The organism is Corynebacterium sp. c25Ua_47 (genome assembly GCF_039907205.1).
GTDB classification, from domain to species: Bacteria; Actinomycetota; Actinomycetes; order Mycobacteriales; family Mycobacteriaceae; genus Corynebacterium; species Corynebacterium hiratae.
In genome coordinates this window covers 14,913-34,435 of sequence record NZ_JASBOH010000019.1, presented here as the reverse complement: position 1 = coordinate 34,435, position 19,523 = coordinate 14,913, and the positions used below count along the sequence as shown (strand labels likewise).

The following is a 19,523-nucleotide window of genomic DNA, read 5'->3' as shown; positions in this document are numbered from 1 at the left end:
GGTTAGCTGGTGGTGGTCGCCACGATGATCTCCTGGGTGGTGCATGAGGTGTTTAGTGTGCTCGGGTTCGGTCAGTGACATGTAGCGCTTCAGAGAGGCCTGGGCGAGCAGATCATCCAGATAGGTTGTCGGATCGATAGAATGCGGTGCAGCGGTCATCGTCATAGGGCTTTCGGTGAGATGTGGTAGTTGAGTCGAAAGGTTAACTGGCGGAGGCCGCCCACTACTTTTCGGGGCCCACCATCAGCAAGCGTTACACCACACAAGGGGACGCAACCCTCAGTGGGTTTCGCTGTGTAAAGATGCCAAGAAAAAGACTAGTTTTATGGCAACCAGTAAACTGCAAATGGCGGCTCATAACGATGCTGGCGTTGGAGAACGACGATTTTAGTACTAAGGAAAGAGGGAAAATTGCGGATCCTCATCATTTCGCAGTATTGGTCGCCCGAAAATAACGTGCCGCAGCGTCGCTGGGAATGGCTCGCCAGCATCTTAAAGTCTCAAAGCCACGAGATTAGGGTTGTTGCCCCGCCGCCGGTTTCCGATCGACAAATCTCTTTTAGCTACTGGTGGCGTGCGTCCCTCTTTCGCTCTCGAATGGAGGAAGAAACGGGTAGCGCTGTAGATTTAGTCATCCGGAGCGGATTTATTCCTTGTGGTGGCTCTTTGTTTCAGCGTGCAATGGGCCAGGCAGGAATCGCTCTGGGGTCGCTCTATGCAGTACTAAAAGAGTTCGGAGTTCGGCAATCTTGGAAGCCTGACCTGGTTATAGGTACTATCCCAGCTTTGCCAACTGCCGTGGTGGCCTTTGTGGCAGCTAAGATTTCAAGTGCGAAATTGGCCATCGACTTACGAGACGCGTGGCCCGATCTCTTGGCCTATTCGAGTGAGTGGAATAAAGGGGTCGAGCATCCTTCGCTGAAGCATAAAATCCTGAGTAGAGGGCCAATGCAGTTAGTTAGTTTGGTAGTTTCTAGGTCACTCTATTTTGTCTTGGGACAAGCTGACGGCGTCATATTTACAGCGGATGATTTGAAGTCAGATTTTCAGGATCGACCTCAGCTGCTAAAGAACTCAACGGTTATTAAAAATATGGTTACAATAAGAAATGTATTTCCCCGAGGAAGCTTGGATCGGAAATCGAGGCCGAGCCTAGGAGAGAAACCTCTTAAAGTTCTTTACGCAGGAACCATCGGGCGTGCCCAGCATCTTCAGAATGTGATAGATGCAGCGGAGATAGCAGAACGTCGTGGTGTGTCTGTCGACCTAAAATTTGTGGGTTCGGGAGATGCTCGCTTATCTGTTAGAGACTACGCGAAGCGGAGGAGAGTTTCCGCTATGTTTATCAAGCGTAAGTCGGCTGACTCAATCTCAGACTACTACCACTGGGCCGACACCGCGCTCGTCCATTTAACTGATTGGAAGCCTTTGGAGAGAACAGTCCCTTCCAAACTATTTGAGCTCATGGAGTATGGGGTCCCAATAACAGGTGTAGTAGCCGGTGAGTCGGTCAAGTTGATTGAATCGTTGGACGCCGGCTACGCGGTCCCTCCTGAATCACCAGAAGCCCTAGCAGATCTATGGTGTGCTATGGCTAGAGGTGAATTGTCGCTAAAGACAAGTGAAAAGGCTCGACTTTGGGTTGAGAACGAAAGGAACCATGTGGTCCCCGGCTTGATTGCAAAGTTTTTGAAGCAGATGGAGTTGTAAGAGTGCTCGCTGGAGTTGGCCGCTCGGTTATCAGGTTTGGGTCCACCAATTTTGTGGGATTTGTGCAAGATCCTGTGCGATTTTCGAAGCAGATGGTTGAATTCATGCGCCTAAACTCAGGGCCTAAGGAGGCCCGAGCATGGGCGAAGGTAGCGCATCTTGTGTTTTCGCTAATGAGGAGCCGTGGGTACGAGTCCGCCGAAGCCGGAGAATTCAGCAGGGCTCTAAGCGAGCTGCAACAATCACGATTCCTTAGGCCACTGACATTCTCGTTTGAGAGTCATCTGTCTAGTAAACTTGTTCAGCTCCAGTCGAATGAATGCTTCGAGGGGGCGGTCAACCGTGAAAGTAACTCAGCTGTCCCGCGGGTACTATTCCACTTCACGAACGCTTTGCCTTACACCCAATCCGGATACACACTTCGATCTAAAGCACTAGTCAAGAGCTTAACTGCACAAGGAATCGACGCCTTTGCCAGCACACGATATGGTTATCCGGAAAACGTGGGTAGATTTCATCATGGGCGGAGTTTCGTCAATGAAGATATCGAATATTTTGTTCTAGGCTCCGTACTTCCTCCTTTTTCTGTGTCTCGCCAAGAAGATTTGGCGGTCAAACAATTGGTAAGACTTGCGAAGGAGAATGAGGTAAACATACTCCATACCACTACTCCGTACACGAATGCGCGCGTAGTGGCGCGAGCGGCAGCCCAACTTAAAGTGCCGTGGATTTATGAAGTGCGAGGCGAACCCGAAAGCACGTGGGCTTCGCAGTTTCCGGACTCGGAGGAACGCCAAGGTTCGGAATTTTTTCGATTAGCGCGTAAGGCCGAAACGACAGCGATGATGGCTGCAGACAAAGTAATAGCGTTAAGTAAGGTATCGCAGGCGGATCTAACCTCTAGGGGCGTTCCCGAGTCGAAAATCAAGGTCGTTCCGAACGCTCTTGAAGTGGAACAGCTTAAAGTTCATTCTGACAAAATGCGCGCTCGGATGCGATTAGGCATTGGGGAGCAATTCTTAATCGGTGCCATTACGTCAGTTGTCGATTATGAAGGACTGGACATCGCTATAGCTGCGATGAAGGAGATTCCTGACGCAACTCTCATCATCGTAGGAGACGGGGCCGCTTTACCTAGACTCGAAAGATTAGTCGATGAACTCGATCTGAACGAGCGGGTTATCTTTACCGGAAAACAGCCGGTTTCGGATATACATTTTTGGTACGCAGCCTTGGACGTGCTGGTTGTGCCGCGGCGGGACGTTGAAGTTTGCAGGAAAGTCACTCCGCTGAAACCACTACAGGCTATGGCTCACGGAGTACCGGTAATTGGGAGTGATTTACCCGCGTTAAATGAAATTACCGGCGGGTTGATGATTAAGGTTGAACCGGATAATCCCTCTGCGCTGGCTCAATCAGTTAACTTAGTCCGCCAAGGGAAGCTAACTGTGAACCAACTGAAGCTAAAAGAATGGGCCCAAAAGCGCTCATGGCAACGGAACGCACAAATCCTGGAGGAACTGTACTTAGAGCTGCTCAGGGGAAGATAAACGCGTCAAAAACTTGGCGGCCTCAGAGTCCAGTAAGATTTTCTGGGGCTTAAACGCTTTCCGTTGGCGTTTGATAATCTGGTCAGCTTCTTCAAGTTTTCCAGTACTGACCCTGTTTCCCCAGACACGGTAGCTAGTAGTCACGGTTTCTGCGTCTCCGTCAGCAATCATGTCGCCTTCGTGTAACCATATAGCACGGGAGCAGTGGGTTTGAATTGTCGCGGCACCGTGGGAAACGAGAAAAACTGTTCCCGCTCCATTGAGAAACTCATCCATTCGTTCCTTGGCCTTCGCCTTGAAAGTCGAATCTCCGGTGGAAAGAGCTTCGTCAATTAGCAGTAGCTCACGCCGAACTGCTGTCGAGATTGCAAAAGTCAGCCGGGATCTCATGCCTGAAGAATAAGTTTTAAGGGGACGATCAATTGCTGAACGGAGATCTGCCCAATCGATGATTGAGTCAACGAGCTTTGACGATTCTGCTGGAGTTAGCCCCATTGCTAAGAGACCTAAGTTAATATTTTGGCGACCACTTAAACTTGATTGGAGAGCTGCTCCGACGCCCAGCAGAGTTGGTTGAGAGGAAACATAGACATCGCCGGAATCGGGCTTCGATGATCCAGCAATCATTCGGAGCAGGGTGGACTTGCCTGAGCCGTTTTTACCCAAAATTCCGATCGACTCTCCGGAATAAGCTACGAAGCTAACGTCTTTTACTGCTTCGACGGTATGTTTTGAGAGTTTTTTCGATAAAAGATGCTCAGAACCAGACCGATTGAGGTAGTAAGACTTCTTGAGATTACGGGCCACAACCGTAGGGTTACTTGACAACTGCGTACCTTTCCTCGGCTTGCCAAAAGTAGAAGTATCCAATAATCAATAGACCGAAAGACCAAGCTGCGATGTAAAGCCATGTGCCTAAGGGCGGTACCTCGCCGTCTAAGACCAGTTGTCGCACAGCGGTGAGAAATTGATAAATAGGATTTGCTTGCATGATCGCTTGGATATGAGGATTTTTATCGAATTTGCTCAGATCGAAGAAGACACCCGAAATGAAAAAGAGACCTCGATTGATGATTCCCACTACCGATGATAGATCGGGAATAAATGCTGTAGCTCGTCCCACAATAAACATGCAACCTAGCGAGAAACAGTGGATTAAGAAATACAAAGGAATTACGAGGACTATAGTCCAGGAGATTCCTTTATCAAGTTGGAACAGAAGTGCCCCTATTATCGCAACCATGGCGGGGATCGCATGATCGATCATCTGTTTAATAGTCGTGGAAATCGGAACGGCTGCCGTTGGAAAGTTAAAGCTACTAATCAGTCCTTTCGACCCACGGATTACGGAAGTGCCAGCGGACAAACCGCCGGTTGCGAACTTGAGGTAAATTACACCGATTGTTAAGAAACCAATGAAATTATCCATTCCCCTAGACACGTGAAGAACGTAGCCAAAAATGAAAGCATAAACTGCAACATCTAAAATTGGTTGAAGGATAAGCCAAGTTCGTCCGAGGAACATATTCCTGCCTTGGCTTAGTGATCTACTGCGTGCGTAGGCCAAGATGAAATGTCGGCGTTCAAAAAGTCTACGAGTATAAGAAATGAGGTTATCTCGGCTCCGTAGGTTAAATAACTGGGAATCGTCAATGAGCTCCAAGTCGCGGAAATCAGAGTTTTTAACGCGCTTGGGCTTTTGTAGATTTGCGGCGGTCCCCTCGGGAGCACTACCGGTGTCACTGTTCACTTGTGATTCCACAATTTCTCCACTGTGATGATTGCTCTATATTTACGTCTAGGCTGCCACTGAGGATAGTCTAGAATCATCGTGTGCAGTTAGGAAACTTTGAGTCGACTTCTTCGGAAGGGGGAGCCATGCCTGTCCAGGTGTTTATTTTTGGTGGGTGTGTGAGTCGAGACACTGTTGAGTTTGCAAAACATACTGACTTCAAAGTACTCCGTTATGTGGCACGCCAATCTTTGCTTTCCGTGGGATCGGACGCAAAATCGAACGTTCCCGACTTCCAATTGGAAAGCTCCTTCCAGCAGCGAATGCTTGAGAGTGATTTGTCGGGAAACCTCATGCATGAAGTCTCGAATAAGGATGGCATTGATGTGTTTGTCTGGGACCTGGTCGTTGAACGGAACGGGGTTTGGGAGTTTCCAGACGGAAGCATTGCCACCAACAGTGCAGAACTCAGGAGGCTAGACGGCATGCCCCAGATGCTGAGAAGGGCGAGAAAGATTCACTTTGGCTCCGATGAGCACTTTCAGCGTTGGCAGGGGGCTGCAGCTCTTTTTAGCGAGTATCTGGATCTTCTAGGGTTGAAGGAAAAGTGCTTAGTCTTGGCGCCAGAATGGGCTGATTACCGCTCTGATAACCAGAGAACAGGCCGGATAGGTGGTTTATCTGCTTCAAAATACAATGAAATGTTCCGTAAGTATTATGTGGCCTTAGAAAGATTAGGGATCACTGTGGCGAGGATTGATGGCACTGTAGCCGACGAGAATCATAAGTGGGGAAATGCGCCATTCCACTTCACTCGCTCTGCGTATGCTTCGATGGAGTACGAGATCAAGAAATTAGTACACCAGACGAGGAAATAGCGGCAGAGGTATGAGAGAGGCATGAGACTAGAAGGTTTGCTAGCTTCCATTCTAAGAGGCGCACGCCCCATCCTACAAAGTGTTGGGAGTCGAGTAGCTTGGGGCCGTTCCAAATTCGAAGCAGCCGTTGGAATTCGCTTTTTTGGTCCGGAACTGGATGAACCTGCAAAAGTCTCCCTGCAAGAATCTTGGCGAGGTTTGGCAGATGCTGCTGAGGGGGAGAAGCAGCGAACCGCCAGCAGCAATGGGGAAGTGCGGGCCTTTACACGTGGATATGTGTTCAGCAGCCAAGGGTTTCGTCTGCCACCACCTTCACCGCGCTGGAAGGAATTGGCTCTAGGTGAGGGGTGCCTAAGGGTGGACGAACACCTTCCCTGTGCAACAGTGCAGAAAAATGGTGTCTCAGTTGCCTTGCTCGGGATGGCTATCGACTCTGAGAAAAGAACATCTGATAGTAACCTCGTCGCTGACAATATCGCTGATCTAATTCTGTTCGAGAATCGCTTGGATGCGATTGATGAGTACGCCCTGTGGCTGGGCGGCCGGTTCGTTATCATTGTTGGGTACAATGGGCAATGGCGTATTCACGTAGATGCGATGGCAAGTAGAAGTTGCTACTGGGCCGTCAAACATGGTCAACTATTTGCCGCCTCACATTCTGTGTTGGTAGCCAGAGAAATCGAAGAATTCTCGACAATGCGAGCAGATTGGGTGCTGTCCCACCCTGACTATGCTAGCGATGCGGGAAAATGGTTACCTGGACGCATTACACCGCATGATTGTACTTGTCTTGTAAGCGCTAACTGTGTGTTGTCTTTCGACGGGGAAAAGGCCCAGCACTCCCGCATTTTCCCATTGGAAAAGCACCAGGTATCTACTGGCTTTTCGCCTACGGAGGTAGCTCGGATTCTAATTGGCGAGCTGCGAACACAAGCTTCAGCGTGGCTCAATACCGCTGACCAATCGTATCTCGCGTTGACCTCAGGCCAAGATTCCTTGATAGTGCTGTTGTCGTGCATTGATCTTTTCCAGGCGCACTTCACTAAAGCGATGACTTACGTTTTCACTGAGAAAAAGGATGCTTTGGGGGCTCGAGATCTCGAGGGGGCCAACTTCCTAGCTTTGCTTTCTGGTCTTCAACACAAGGTAGCGCTAGTGAAGCCGTTTGTTTTTGAAGGAAGGTTCGCTAGCGCGTATAAACAGACGTTTCCTAGTTGGGCTCGTTTCCCGGCTCTAGCTAAAACGATGTGGCAAAACTTCCCACAAGACTCCTTAGTCCTTTTTGGGATTGGTGGAGAAATCGGCACAGCTTTTTATAGGGATAGGGTCGACGGGCCGGTTACCGGGGAAATTCTAGCGGACAAATTTACCACGAGTGCGTTTTCCTCCGACCCTCGTCTTGTCAAAGAGATGGGGAAGTACATAACCTATACGCAGTTAGACTCAGTTTCCCCAGAACTAGCAAGTTTCTATGACCTTTACTATTGGGAAAACCGTATGACTAATTGGGCAGCAGCGGGATATTCCGAATATGAGTTAGGTCCCTCTATAGGTCTTCCTCTCAATACTAGGAGAATAATTTGGCCAATGCTCAACGTGGCGTATGAAAATCGGGTAAATAAAGCTGTGTACAAAACAATAATTCGATGGAGTGGGTGGCCTCTATGACCAAGAGCACAAGACTAGCCAAGATAGTAAATCAAATTGAATATTATGCTAAGCGGGCGAGTCAGGTGGCTCGCGATGAAGGTCTCTCCGAGCTAGTTCGCCAAACCAAAAGGCGACTCAATGTAGGAGAGACAAGCAATAGAATCGCCACGTTTGATCCACTGGCAGTAACCCCGCAGGGGAAAACCAACAGGATTGGTCCCTTTAAGAACCTCCGCGTGGGCGTGATTATGGACGAATTTTCTCTTTTGGCCTGGGGAGAAGAATTTACAATCGTCCCGATCCTCCCTGGGGAGGAAGCGAAGCTCGAATCCCAAAAGCTTGATTTGTTTATGGTGGAGAGTGCTTGGGCCGGAAATGGAGGAGCCTGGAGGTACCAGTTGACTGGCGGCTCTGCTCCTAGCGCCAAGCTTTATGCAGTTGTCGAGCAGTGCAAACAGCTCGGGATCCCTACGGTTTTCTGGAATAAAGAGGATCCTCCTCATTTTGAGGACTTCTTAGATACTGCGCGTCTGTTCGATTTCGTGTTTACTAGTGACACCAATTTGGTAGGTGCCTATAAGGAAGCTTTGGGACACGACCGCGTATGGCCTCTGAGTTTTGCTGCCCAGCCCGCGATCCATAACCCTATTCGGACTGATTTTCCCAACTATCAGAGAGGGGACGTGGCTTTCGCTGGAATGTATTTTGCTCATAAATACCCAGAGCGTCGTGAGCAAATGGAGCTGCTACTGGGCGGCGCTATGGATGCATCGAGGCATCTTGAAGACGGGCTCCGAATATTCTCCAGGTTCGAGGGCGGAGATGAGCGTTACCTCTTCCCACAACCGTTTTCTCAGAGGGTCGTAGGATCTCTGCCTTACGAGAAAATGCTCTCGGCCTACAAGAATTTCAAAGTCTTTCTAAATGTGAATTCTGTGGTTAATAGCCCTAGCATGTGCTCCCGTAGGGTGTTCGAACTTCTGGCTTCTGGTACCCCTGTAGTCTCGACATGGAGCAAAGCTTTGGAGACAACTTTTCATCCAACTGAACTAGTCCTTGTAGACAGTAGAGAAGAAGCCGCTTTGTCTATTCGCGCTTTGGTGAATTCCCCAGAGTTGAGAGATAGGCTGGTACATCGGGCTCAAAGAAGGATCTGGACGAGCCACACCTATACATCTCGGGCGAAAGAGATTTTGGAGCGAGTTAGTCCTTCTGAACTGGAGCGTCTGCAGACTACACCAAAAATCAGTGTAATCTGCTCTACGGTGCGGGGAGGTCAACTAAAACATGTATTTGAGCAAGTAGGTCGTCAAGCCGGAGTTGATGTAGAGCTAATTTTAGTGCTGCACGGGATTGAGGCAGACGATCGGGAGATTGGAAGCTTCGCTGAGGAGACGGGCGTACATAAATACCGTGTGCTTAGAGAGGAGCGGAGTTCCTCGCTTGGCGAATGCCTTAATGCAGGTATCGCCGCTTCGTCAGGTGACTTTATTGCAAAGTTCGATGATGATGATTTTTACTTTGCACCGTACCTTTTGGATATGTACCACTCGTGGTCTTTTTCTGGGGCGGACTTGGTTGGGAAGCAAGCAAATTACGCGTTTTTGGCTAATGAAAACCTGTTAATAGTCAGGCAGCCGGAGCGGGAGCACCGCTGGTCGAATTTTGTAGCTGGACCCACATTTTTCGGTCCCCGCCAAACGTTTGTTGAAAATAAATTTGAACCGCTTTCCCGGGGGGAAGACACAGCCTTTATCCGTTCTCTGGTGAGGAAGGGAGGGAAAATATACTCAACAGACCGCTTTAATTTTCTTCAGATGAGAAACGCGGGACAGCATACTTGGGAAATTTCAAACACTTCGTTCCTCGCAAACGGGCAGGTGGTTGGTATTGGTCAGAGTTTCGAGTCTGTTGAATGCTAGACAGTTCGAGGGCTCGGCCGAGTTTTCCAATGTAGGAGCGCCTGCTTTGTGGAATAATATGCGGTTGTTCTATCGCGTGGAAAAGATATTAGGAAAAGATGATTCTCCCGAGGAGGGGTTTGTGAGCACTGATGTGAAGCGGTTGGGATCCATAAACAAAGTATGTGTTGTTGGGCTGGGGTACATTGGCCTTCCCACTGCGGCCTTTATCGCTGATTCCGGTATCTCTGTATTAGGCGTGGATGTCAATGAGAGCCATGTGGAGAAAATTAATAAGGGCGAAGTGCCGTTTTTTGAACCCGGCTTCGAAGCTCTATTGAAAAACGTGGTTGCCGATGGACACCTCAAGGCTGACACGGAAGTGGCGGAAGCGGACGCGTATATTATCGCGGTCCCGACGCCCTTCAATGAAGACTATTCAGTCAACATGTCCTATATTGAAGCGGCCGCAAGGAATATTGCGCCTGTGCTTCGACCGGGGGCGTTAGTGGTTCTGGAATCCACATCCCCTCCAGGGACCACTGAGAGGATGGCTGAAATTCTTCTAGCTGAAAGACCTGATCTGTCGACAGATCCTGAGAGTACCAACCTTCTTCTGGTTGCTCATTGCCCTGAGCGGGTGCTGCCAGGAAAGATTATGGAAGAGATGGCTACTAACGACCGAGTTATCGGAGGTCTTAGTCCTCTGGCATCAGAAAGAGCGCAGCACCTGTACTCGTCCTTTTGCAATGGTGAAATGCTTTTGACAAATGCAACCACCGCTGAGATGGCGAAGCTAACAGAGAACTCGTTCAGGGATGTGAATATTGCTTTTGCTAACGAGCTATCAATCATCTCAGACAAGCTTGGTATTGACGTCTGGGAGCTAATTGAACTCGCCAACCATCATCCGCGTGTGAATATCCTGAATCCGGGGCCAGGCGTGGGGGGCCATTGCATCGCAGTTGATCCGTGGTTCATTGTCTCTTCAGCTCAGAAGGAATCCAAGCTGATTCGCACGGCGAGGGAAGTTAATGACGGCAAGCCTGTTTATGTTATCGACAAAATCACTGAAGCTGTAGAGGCTGAGAATGCAAATTCTATCGCTGCACTGGGAATAGCATTTAAGCCGGATATCGATGATTTGAGAGAATCCCCTGCCTTGTCTATCGTCCGACAGCTTGCAGAGACGTGGCCCGAAAAGGACATTCTGGTGGCAGAACCTAACGTGGATGCGCTTCCTGAAAGCCTAAACTCCTTTGAAAAGGTAAAGCTGGTCGAAGCTTCTGACGCGATATCTTCAAGCTCCGTTGTGGTTGTATTGGTCGACCATACGCCGTTCAAGAGTCTCGATAAGAGACTCTTGGAAGGTAAGAACATTGTTGACACACGCGGCATGTGGAGCTGATTCCTAGCATGAAGAGGTTGGAATCCGGTAGATCAATCGCGTTGCTCGTCATGTTCACTGCTCTCTCCTTGATCGCAGCGGTGCTGACGAGCGATCTTGCTCGAGTGGTGCTGCTAATCGCGGCGGTATTTATAGGGGCCTTGATTCTAGTCTTGAGCGTTTCTTGGGCAAGACGCGTAGAGGCACGACGCCGACAGGATTACCGCAATTTAATGTCAGTGGCCAAAGATTTGTCATTGCTGCGAAACATGTCGGGTAGTGTAGCCAAGTCGCGAGAGAGTCAATCGCTTCAAGAAAAGAAACTAACTCTTCAAGAAGAGAAACTAACTCGGATCGATTCCGCGGTTGAAGCTTTGTTGCAAGCAGAGAAGGCCGAAAGGGAAAGGATGACGGAGCCCCTATCCTATTTTGCCCCTAGTCGCATCTCTGCTTCGAAGACCGTGAATAAGCCTAATTCACACGTGGCTGGGCGACAGGCCGCGCAGCAAGACACGGGTGAAGGGTCCCATGAAAAACTATGGGAATTGCTTTATCCTTCTAACGAAATGACTCGAATGGTAGCGGTCTTAGGCTCTTCCGATCTCCTCGAAAGTCTTTCAGGTTTCTGCTCCGTCCAGAAAATAGATTCTGCTTTTGACTTGGCTAAGGCGAGCAACGACGTTTCTTGGCTCGTCATCGAGGAAGCGTTCTTAACGCGTGGTCGCTGGTTCGGAAGTCTTTCGGCTCAGGGAACGCGTCTTTTCCAAGAACTCCATACCGAGATTTTGAAAGCTAAAAGGCTAGGTAATGTTCTTACAGTTGTCGTGGCCAATGCACCTTCCTCACACATGACGAGCGTTTTACGCGACACCGCTGATGTTGTGCTGCCTCGGAGCTTAAACCAAGAATCTCAGGGAGCCGAAATAGCAAATCCAGTGATAAAGGCTATCGACGCGTACGCGCGTAAGTGAGGTAAGAAATGAGCACTGCTGTAGTTTATGGAGATATCAGCCCGAATGTCGTCGATGGTTCGTCGATCTGGCTCATGTCAATAACCGAAACACTATCGAAGATATTCGACGAAGTGCATCTTCAGCTCAAAATGAAGCCGGAGAATTACCGTCTACTACAGTCCGTAGACAGTATTGAAAACGTTGTTTTACACTTTCCTCCGAACAACACTTCTCCAATGGGAGAGAATGCTGCCGTTAGTGTCATAGAGTCGCTGGTCAACGAGGTCGGCGCTGATATTCTCGTTTCCCGAGGACTTAATCTGGGCCATGCATTTAGCAAGTCGTCTACGTTGGCCCCAATTCTTTGGGCTTATATAACGGATCTTCCTTTCCCGGTCACCAAACTTTCCAAGAACAATATCGGCCGTTTGCAAAGAATCGCAGCAAACTGTCGGAGAGTATTTGTACAAACTGAAGCGGCACGAAGTTATCTGGAATCCATTGCGCCTTTTGCAGCTGGGAAGACTTGCTTGATGCTTCCAATGATACCGAGTGAGGCGTTTTCTAGGAAGAAGATCGGGGACAGCTTCGGACAGTCGGACAAGCTCCGTATTGTTTATGCCGGAAAGATGGCTAAAGACTGGAAAACGCTTGAAATGCTGGAAATTCCCAAGCATCTCAAAGAGCTGGGAGTTGAGTCAGAGCTCTTAGTAGTTGGGGATAAGATAAACAGGGATAAAAAGGATCCTTCTTGGCACGTTCGTATGAAGGCTGCGCTAGAGAAGTCTGCAGCGGACCCCGATAGCGGAATTGAATGGTTAGGTGGCGTCTCTCGGGATGAGTCCATGACCGCGATTTCGTCGGCCCATATTGGATTAGGTTGGCGTACAGCGGTACTAGATTCCAGCCTAGAGGTGTCTACAAAAGCTTTAGAATATTCTGCTTTGGGAACTCCGGCCTTAGTCAATTATAACGATGATAGTCGGTCTCTTTTCGGTAGGGATTATCCCTTCTTCATCGATGCGACGGCCACATCGAAGGACGCCGCCGTCGTTATTGCCAAAGCCGCTAATTCGCTTGACTCAATGAGCCCAATAGTCCGGAGTAAGGTAGCGAGTTTTTCTATGGACTCCGCAGTAGACCGGCTGACTCGTTATTTCGAAGCAGCTGGCGTAATCCGTCATATCGGGAAGGCTGCACCCGGGGAGACTATTAAGGTTGTTATTGCCTCCCATGATTTCAAGTTCATGGGCGAATTAGTGGACGCGCTTGAGAGGAATCCACGAGTTGAAATCAAAAAGGATGTGTGGACGTCTTTACACGAACACGACGAGAACCGCAGCCGAAGTTTGGTGGATTGGGCGGACGTAATACTTTGCGAATGGTGTGGTCCCTCAGTTCGGTGGTATGCGCAGCATAAGCGACCAGGGCAGAGACTGATTAGTCGGCTACATGGATTTGAACTTCGTGGACCAGGTCCGTGGATGAAAGAAATTGACTGGCAGGCTGTAGACGAATTAATTTTCGTCTCGCAGCATTATGAAGAAATGGCGCGGGAACGGCTTCCTCTGCAATCCACAGTTACTCGGGTGATTCCTAATGCTATTGATTTAGTGGACTTCGACCGGGAAAAGCTATTCGGGGCTCAGTTTCACATCGGGCTGGTTGGCTACGTTCCTTTTTTAAAGAGGCCAGATAGAGCCGTTTCGCTGTTCGAAGAGCTGTTAGAACTAGACGACCGGTATATCCTTCACATCAGAGGCAGGGCCCCTTGGGAATACCCTCATGAATGGAATAAACCGCTGCAGAAGCAGTTGTACTTTGACTTCTTCTCATCTATTGCTTCCAACGAGCGCCTAAGGGATCATGTGGTATTTGAAGATTTTGGGCCAGATATGGCGTCTTGGTTTAGGAAAATCGGCATTGTGTTATCGCCAAGTGATGTGGAAAGCTTTCATCTCGCGCCTGCCGAAGGGATGGCTTCGCGTGCAGTTCCTATTGTGTGGGAGCGAGAGGGCTCGAAGAGTATCTTTGGACCGTATGTAGACGGGGGGAAGGACTCCGCAATCAGACGTATATTAGATCTACGCGATCCGGAGAAATTTCATGAAGAGGGGCGAAAAGCACGCGGATACGCCTCACGTTGGGGAGTTAAGAAAATCATCTCCGAGTGGATTGATGCCTTGACTGGTCAGCATAATGCCGTTAAAGAGACAGAGCGTAAGGGAAGTATCTAGGAGTCAGGATGTCCATATACCTTTTGGCGGTGCCCAAGAAAAAGCTCCGCTCTACCTTGACTGACGATCTTGCCGACCATAATTCTGAACTGCTCCGGCGATGCTTCCAAAAATACCGCAGTCTAGTCGGCGATCATTATCACAGTAAAGTAAAAATTTCCTCACCTGGGCAGCACGGAACTGCATCCATAGGTGTCTGGAAAAGGAAGAGCGAATCCAACGGCATCGTCGCAAAAAAAGATTGGTGGGCTCACTCGAGCGGCCAGAATGTCTCCGAGTTGTTACTAGAGAAGGTAGCCAGGCGCGGCGGCGGAGTTGTTTACACCAATCCCGTTTGGGGCAGTTATACGGCGATCTGGGGCGAGCGCTATCGCGATCGAGTCACACTATGGAATACAATTCCAGCTCTAGAAGCTGTGCATTACGCCGAGACAGAGGATTATGTTTTTGCTAGCAACCGCCCCCTTCTCGCTGCAATCGCAAGAGCAGACGGCGGAGCCTTACCTGTGGCATTGGATACTGACTTTCTAGATCGGTATCTAATGTTTGGTTTCAGCCTCGATGCTGTATCCCCGTTCGAAGGGGTATCTACGATTGCTGTAGATGAAGCACTTGATATTGATGGCGGAGAGGTGAAGATTATATCTCGCCCAGCAGGTTTAATCGCTAAACTCCCCAATTTCCACTCTGAGGAGGAAGCGGCTAAGGCACTCGCCGTTGCTCTAAAAGATTCCACGCAGAGAGCATTGGAGAATTTTTCGGGCAAAAACGTTCAACTACGGATGAGCGGTGGCAAAGACAGTCGGTTACTACTTGGGCTGGTTAAGGACTCGGATCATTCTGTTTATGGGTTAACCTTTGGCAAACCGGGCGATGAGGAAGTCCGAGTTGCACATCAACTGTGCCGAGCAGCCGATAAGCACTTGGAAGTAACTTCGCCGGTTCCGGTTGACCGACCGAGCCTAGCAGAAAAGGTTGATCGGACGATTCTCATGTCCGATGGTATCCCCGCATCTGAACCGCATACCTCTATCTATTACGGTTCTTCTCCGCGGGTTGCCGGTGATGCGATCATGTTAGGGCAGTGGCCTCTAATGAAGGGCGGCCAGGCGAAGAAACTTCGCTACTCTGAGGTGGGCCTGCAGAACGCACTGCGGCGGCAGGCTGGATGGTTCGTGAACGATGAGCTCCGAGCGCTATACGCCGATTTTCTTGAACAATGGCAGCGTCAAGTAGAAACCTCTAATGATCTTGAGTATTTGTATCTATTTGCTCGAAACTTTAGGTCGGGACGCTGGTTACACGCACACATTATTCTTTACGAGCGTGATGCAGTCATTGCTTACCCGATCGCCGATGAAGAGGTTGCTGCAATTTCCGACGCTATGACGATGACAGAGAAGGTTTCACAACGCGTTCTTTTTAATGCCTTAGAAATAATCTGGCCGGAGGCTAACCGCATTCCTTTGTCAAACGGCAATAAGTGGCGGTTTAAGGGCTCTAGTCCGGATGAAAACCTAGGAAGTGACTCCTTTGCTCAGTGCTACGCCGAGGTTCCTCCTCATGAAAGCGATTCATATTTACATGTGGATCCCCGACTAGAAGACTCAATAGCGATTGAGTACACCAAAGAAGTGGCCATCCAGATGGCTAAAGAGTTGTCGCAATCTGATAACTGGGAACTATTAGTTTCCAAAGTCACTCCCGAATTTGGGGCGATTATGGAAGCGGCCGCAAATGGAGAGCTATGCGTTCCTGAAAAGTCGTCTCAAAGAGAAATCGTGAAATTCATCTGGCGCTTGTACGTCGCTGACCGATGGTTACGTAAAGAATGGCTAACGGAGAAAGATGACTAGTACAAGGAAAAAAGTCGGGCAGTATAGCTAAGACCTGCCACCCGACTTCAACTTTTACTCCTCTGTGGGGAAAAGCTTCAACTTCAGTTTGCAAAAGTCATGTCGAGAAGAAAGCATCTGCTTTTCCTTTGGCGAGAAATTGTTTTCCTTACCCGCTGCGAACTTGTGTTGTGCGTAGTACGAGTCCAGAAAGTGGGCGACGGGGTTGATAGATTCCCCGTAAGTGGGGTAAATAAATGATGTTGCATGCGGGAAAGAATTGACTTCAAGAACTCGTGGCTTATCGTCGTCCAAGCTATCCACCATGATATCCACGCCTCCCGTGTACAACCCGGGAATAGCGGCAACTGCTTTAAGAGCGATGTCTTTAATTTCCTCGGAAACAATATCAGTGATGTTTGCGGTTTCAGCGCCGAAAGAAATATTAGAGATGGCGCTGAGCAGAACTCGTTCTCCTGCTTGAGGTACGTCGGAGAAGGAGACCGAATTGGAGCGCATGAATGCCTCCATATTCGCGTTCCGACGGAGTAGTCGCTTGCTTCGTGCGCGATCTTTCTGACGCTCTTTATTCTTTAACGACATCAGCTCTTCGATGTTGTGGGTGCCGTCGCCGGTAACGTAAGCGGGGATTCGGACGATGGAACCGAAAAACTCTCCCTCCACAATGGTGACGCGCAATTCGAAGCCGTCTACCATCTCTTGGACTATTACTGAGGGCTCTCGCTTACGTTCTTTCTGCATTTCAACGCATTCGTGGAAACGATCTTTGAAGTCCTGTTCAGTGACGTTGAGGAACACACCCAAGCCTTGAGAGAAGCTTGGAGCTTTGACCACTACTTCTTCCCGGCCTTGATCAAAAGCAGTGGCCATGGCTTCGTCGGCTTCGTCCGGTCCAAACACCCGATACCAAGGAACATCAATACCAGCGGCGTGTAGGACTTCTTGCGTTTTTATTTTGTTCTGGCAAATGCGCCCTGCTGTCTTAGTGCACGTCGGAACGTTCCAAGGAGTAACTACGCCGATGGGAACATCCGCGGAATCCTTGAGAGTGATATACGGACGATTCCTCTTCGAGCGGTCAATATCGAAGTTGTGCCCCGAGCGGCGGACAGTCCGAATCCAAGCGTTGTGTATTCCAGTGGTGTAACCATCTTGCCAGTAATTTTGTTCAAGGTTTGGCAAAGAATCCAGAATGTGGTTTAGGTGCTCGGTACGCATGTATTTCCAATCATCTGAGCTGGTACTAAGTTAATTATCTTCGATAGTCTAGCAACGCGGTGAGGCGAAGAAGTTAGTCACTTTGGTTCTAACTCTTAGCTCCGAACCGATGCGTGGATTTTGTGGCGGTACGTCGAACTAGTTTCGATCGGGGCTTCACTTTGTGACTAGGAGTAGAGCAGTTGCGTCCGCTCGATTTGGTCTACGATGAAGCTAGCCGCGTTTACCGGTTCGCCGTAACTTACATAATGATGTATGTCGAAGAACGGTTGCGTATTAATCTCTAGGACGGTGATTTCAGCATCCGGTAGTAAGGAAGAAGTAAAAATATCCACGCCCACTGTCCCTGTTCCGGGGAAGGCGCGTGCTGCGCGTTCCGCGACCGCGATGTGTTGACGGGAAATTTTATCGATAACGTTTAGCGTGAATCCGCCTCCACCGACGGAGGATATCGGATTTAGGATTATGACTTCTCCGTTCTGCGGCACTTGATCAATTGACCAAGGGCTTTCGTCCAGCCAATCTTCATCTACAGTAATTCCAGTCGATTTCAGGTAGGCGTCAGCTTGTCGGCGCTGAAGCTCGATATCGACCAGTTGTTGAACGGTATGCTCGCCGTCCCCAATTACGAATGCGTTAAGTCTAGAGCAAGCTACACGTACACGGCCACCGATCACCAAGACGCGGATATCGAAACCAGCGAAGTATTCTTCGATGACTATTTCGTCGCCATAGCCGCTGTTAACTGCCTTGGACCAAGCCTTTTCAAAGGTCTGTTCATCTTTGACATTCAAAGACACGCCACGACCTCGGGTGCCGCCGTTCGGTTTAACTACGACGGGTCGGTCTTGCCTCTCAAAGTATTCGAGGGCTTCGGCCTTAGTGTCGGAATTAAACTTCTGGCCATTTGGCGTCGGTACGTTGTTTGCTTGAAGAGTCAGCTTTGTGGCCTGTTTGTCGTTTGAAACCCTTCTAGCAAACATGCTTTGGGTAGAGGCACCGTGGTAAACGGTTCCTCCCACTGTCTTACCCTTATTTAAGAATATCCATGTGCCATCTTTGACCTTTTTGGTCTCCCAACCTCGACTCCTTGCTTCCCCCAGCATGAGTTTCGTGCGGGATTTAACGCTATCGTACGTATTGATAGCTAACTTAGGGCTCAAAACCTCGTCCGTTATTAGTGCAATTAGGTTTCTGGGATCGTAACTCACACAGTCATAGTACATTCAAACTTCTCGACCTCGTACCTATTGACCAAATGACTTGACCATCGATGGACCTTCGTAATGCGCCGCCTTTAATGCAGTGAACTTTGGCCATAGCTTTTGTGCGAAAGCGGTCCCGCGGCATGTATTTTTTTAACTTCCTTAGCGGGAGATATCGGGTGAAAGAAATGAGAGTTGTAGCCGCCTGGTGCTTCATGCGGCCACAGTTAACTGCCAGGAATTCATGAGGGGGTGCTACTCTTATTGACATGCGTGCTCTAGTTACTGGAGGAGCCGGATTTATCGGTTCTCACTTAGTGGATTTGTTGGTTTCTGAGGGGCACTCTGTTTCTGTGTTGGACGATTTTTCTTCGGGGAGAAAATCCAATTTAGCTTCCGCATTGAGATCCGGAGCAGTTGAAGTCATTGAAGGTGATATCCGGAATTTCGATTTCGGTGCGTACTTTACAGAATATCCAACCGATGTTGTGTTTCATCTCGCGGCCCAGATTGACGTACGGCGTTCTGTGTCGGATCCAGTCGAGGATGCCGAGTTAAACGTTATTTCAACGATTAGACTAGCGGATGCCGCCCGTCGCTGTGGCGTGCAGAAAATCGTCCATACCAGCTCCGGAGGATCCATTTATGGCAGCCCAACAAGTTTTCCTGTGGATGAGGTGGCTCCCGTTGCGCCTGAGTCTCCGTACGCTGCGAGTAAAGCTGCCGGCGAACTGTATCTGGAAATGTTCCATCGGCTATACGGAGTCAACGTTAGTTTCGTAGCGCCCGCTAATGTTTATGGGCCGCGTCAAAACCCCTATGGTGAAGCAGGGGTGGTTGCGATTTTCAGCCAGCGGCTTTTGAGCGGTGACCCTACGAAGGTATTTGGCGAGGGCTCCAATACCCGTGACTACGTGTACGTCAAAGACGTTGCTCGAGCTTTCTTTCTGGCTGCTACAACGCCTGGTAACTATGGACGTTTCAACATCGGTACTGGGGTTGAGACCAGTGACAGGGATCTACACACCGCAGTGGCGAAGGCGGCGGGCGTGGCCGACAACCCAGAGTTTGCCCCAGCTAGATTGGGCGATGTTCCTCGTTCTTCGTTGGATTCTTCCAAGGCAAGAAAGTATTTAGGCTGGAAGCCCGAGTACGACCTTGAACGAGGTATTCAGGAGACTCTTGATTACTTTAGAGGCTTGACCGTCGATTAAAGCCAAGGTCTCTCGCGAGAGTTTGCGAGAGA

General features: G+C 49.4%; 14 protein-coding genes. 10 read left to right on the top strand and 4 right to left on the bottom strand.

Features of this window, described 5'->3' with window-relative positions; all coding sequences use genetic code 11:
- Positions 1-411 precede the first annotated feature (411 nt).
- Both QKE52_RS12855 and QKE52_RS12850 read left to right on the top strand, forming a co-directional pair.
- Positions 412-1,710 (top strand): glycosyltransferase family 4 protein, encoded by a 1,299-nt coding sequence (locus QKE52_RS12855; protein ID WP_347948972.1) that lies wholly within the window; start codon positions 412-414, stop codon positions 1,708-1,710.
- 392 nt (positions 1,711-2,102) lie between these two features.
- A complete protein-coding gene (locus tag QKE52_RS12850; protein ID WP_347948971.1) occupies positions 2,103-3,260 on the top strand; it encodes a glycosyltransferase family 4 protein in 1,158 nt (385 codons plus the stop codon).
- Here the strand turns inward: QKE52_RS12850 and QKE52_RS12845 are convergent.
- Complete coding sequence (locus QKE52_RS12845; RefSeq protein ID WP_347948970.1) at positions 3,237-4,067, bottom strand: ABC transporter ATP-binding protein; 831 nt, start codon at positions 4,065-4,067, stop codon at positions 3,237-3,239. The two genes, QKE52_RS12850 and QKE52_RS12845, sit on opposite strands and share 24 nt — an antisense overlap.
- Before the next feature lie 10 nt (positions 4,068-4,077).
- Complete coding sequence (locus tag QKE52_RS12840) at positions 4,078-5,022, bottom strand: ABC transporter permease (RefSeq protein WP_347948969.1); 945 nt, start codon at positions 5,020-5,022, stop codon at positions 4,078-4,080.
- 71 nt (positions 5,023-5,093) lie between these two features.
- Between QKE52_RS12840 and QKE52_RS12835 the strand changes: the two genes are divergently transcribed.
- The 7 genes from QKE52_RS12835 (at position 5,094) to QKE52_RS12805 (ending at position 15,854) form a co-directional block, all read left to right on the top strand.
- Entirely contained in the window at positions 5,094-5,870 is a 777-nt protein-coding gene (locus QKE52_RS12835) for a DUF6270 domain-containing protein (RefSeq protein WP_347948968.1), read from the top strand.
- 21 nt (positions 5,871-5,891) lie between these two features.
- Positions 5,892-7,538, top strand: coding sequence for a hypothetical protein (locus QKE52_RS12830; protein WP_347948967.1), 1,647 nt, complete (start codon positions 5,892-5,894; stop codon positions 7,536-7,538).
- Positions 7,535-9,442 (top strand): glycosyltransferase, encoded by a 1,908-nt coding sequence (locus tag QKE52_RS12825; RefSeq protein WP_347948966.1) that lies wholly within the window; start codon positions 7,535-7,537, stop codon positions 9,440-9,442. The genes QKE52_RS12830 and QKE52_RS12825 overlap by 4 nt, the downstream gene beginning before the upstream one ends.
- Before the next feature lie 121 nt (positions 9,443-9,563).
- Entirely contained in the window at positions 9,564-10,829 is a 1,266-nt protein-coding gene (gene wecC, locus QKE52_RS12820) for a UDP-N-acetyl-D-mannosamine dehydrogenase (protein WP_347948965.1), read from the top strand.
- An 8-nt stretch (positions 10,830-10,837) separates the two neighbouring features.
- Positions 10,838-11,779, top strand: coding sequence for a hypothetical protein (locus QKE52_RS12815; protein ID WP_347948964.1), 942 nt, complete (start codon positions 10,838-10,840; stop codon positions 11,777-11,779).
- 8 nt (positions 11,780-11,787) lie between these two features.
- The gene (locus QKE52_RS12810) at positions 11,788-13,998 is read left to right on the top strand and encodes a glycosyltransferase (RefSeq protein ID WP_347948963.1); all 2,211 of its coding nucleotides are present in this window, start codon (positions 11,788-11,790) and stop codon (positions 13,996-13,998) included.
- Between the two features lie 8 nt (positions 13,999-14,006).
- On the top strand, positions 14,007-15,854 hold the full coding sequence (locus QKE52_RS12805) for a hypothetical protein (RefSeq protein WP_347948962.1): 1,848 nt from the start codon (positions 14,007-14,009) through the stop codon (positions 15,852-15,854).
- 54 nt (positions 15,855-15,908) lie between these two features.
- Here QKE52_RS12805 and QKE52_RS12800 read toward each other — a convergent pair whose 3' ends face one another.
- Positions 15,909-17,072: a hypothetical protein gene (locus QKE52_RS12800; RefSeq protein ID WP_347948961.1), complete on the bottom strand. Its 1,164-nt coding sequence runs from the start codon at positions 17,070-17,072 to the stop codon at positions 15,909-15,911.
- 167 nt (positions 17,073-17,239) lie between these two features.
- On the bottom strand, positions 17,240-18,283 hold the full coding sequence (locus QKE52_RS12795) for an ATP-grasp domain-containing protein (RefSeq protein WP_347948960.1): 1,044 nt from the start codon (positions 18,281-18,283) through the stop codon (positions 17,240-17,242).
- Positions 18,284-18,546: 263 nt separating this feature from the next.
- Between QKE52_RS12795 and QKE52_RS12790 the strand changes: the two genes are divergently transcribed.
- Positions 18,547-19,491, top strand: a complete 945-nt coding sequence (locus QKE52_RS12790) for an NAD-dependent epimerase/dehydratase family protein (RefSeq protein WP_347948959.1) — start codon at positions 18,547-18,549, stop codon at positions 19,489-19,491.
- The last annotated feature ends 32 nt before the right edge of the window (positions 19,492-19,523 follow it).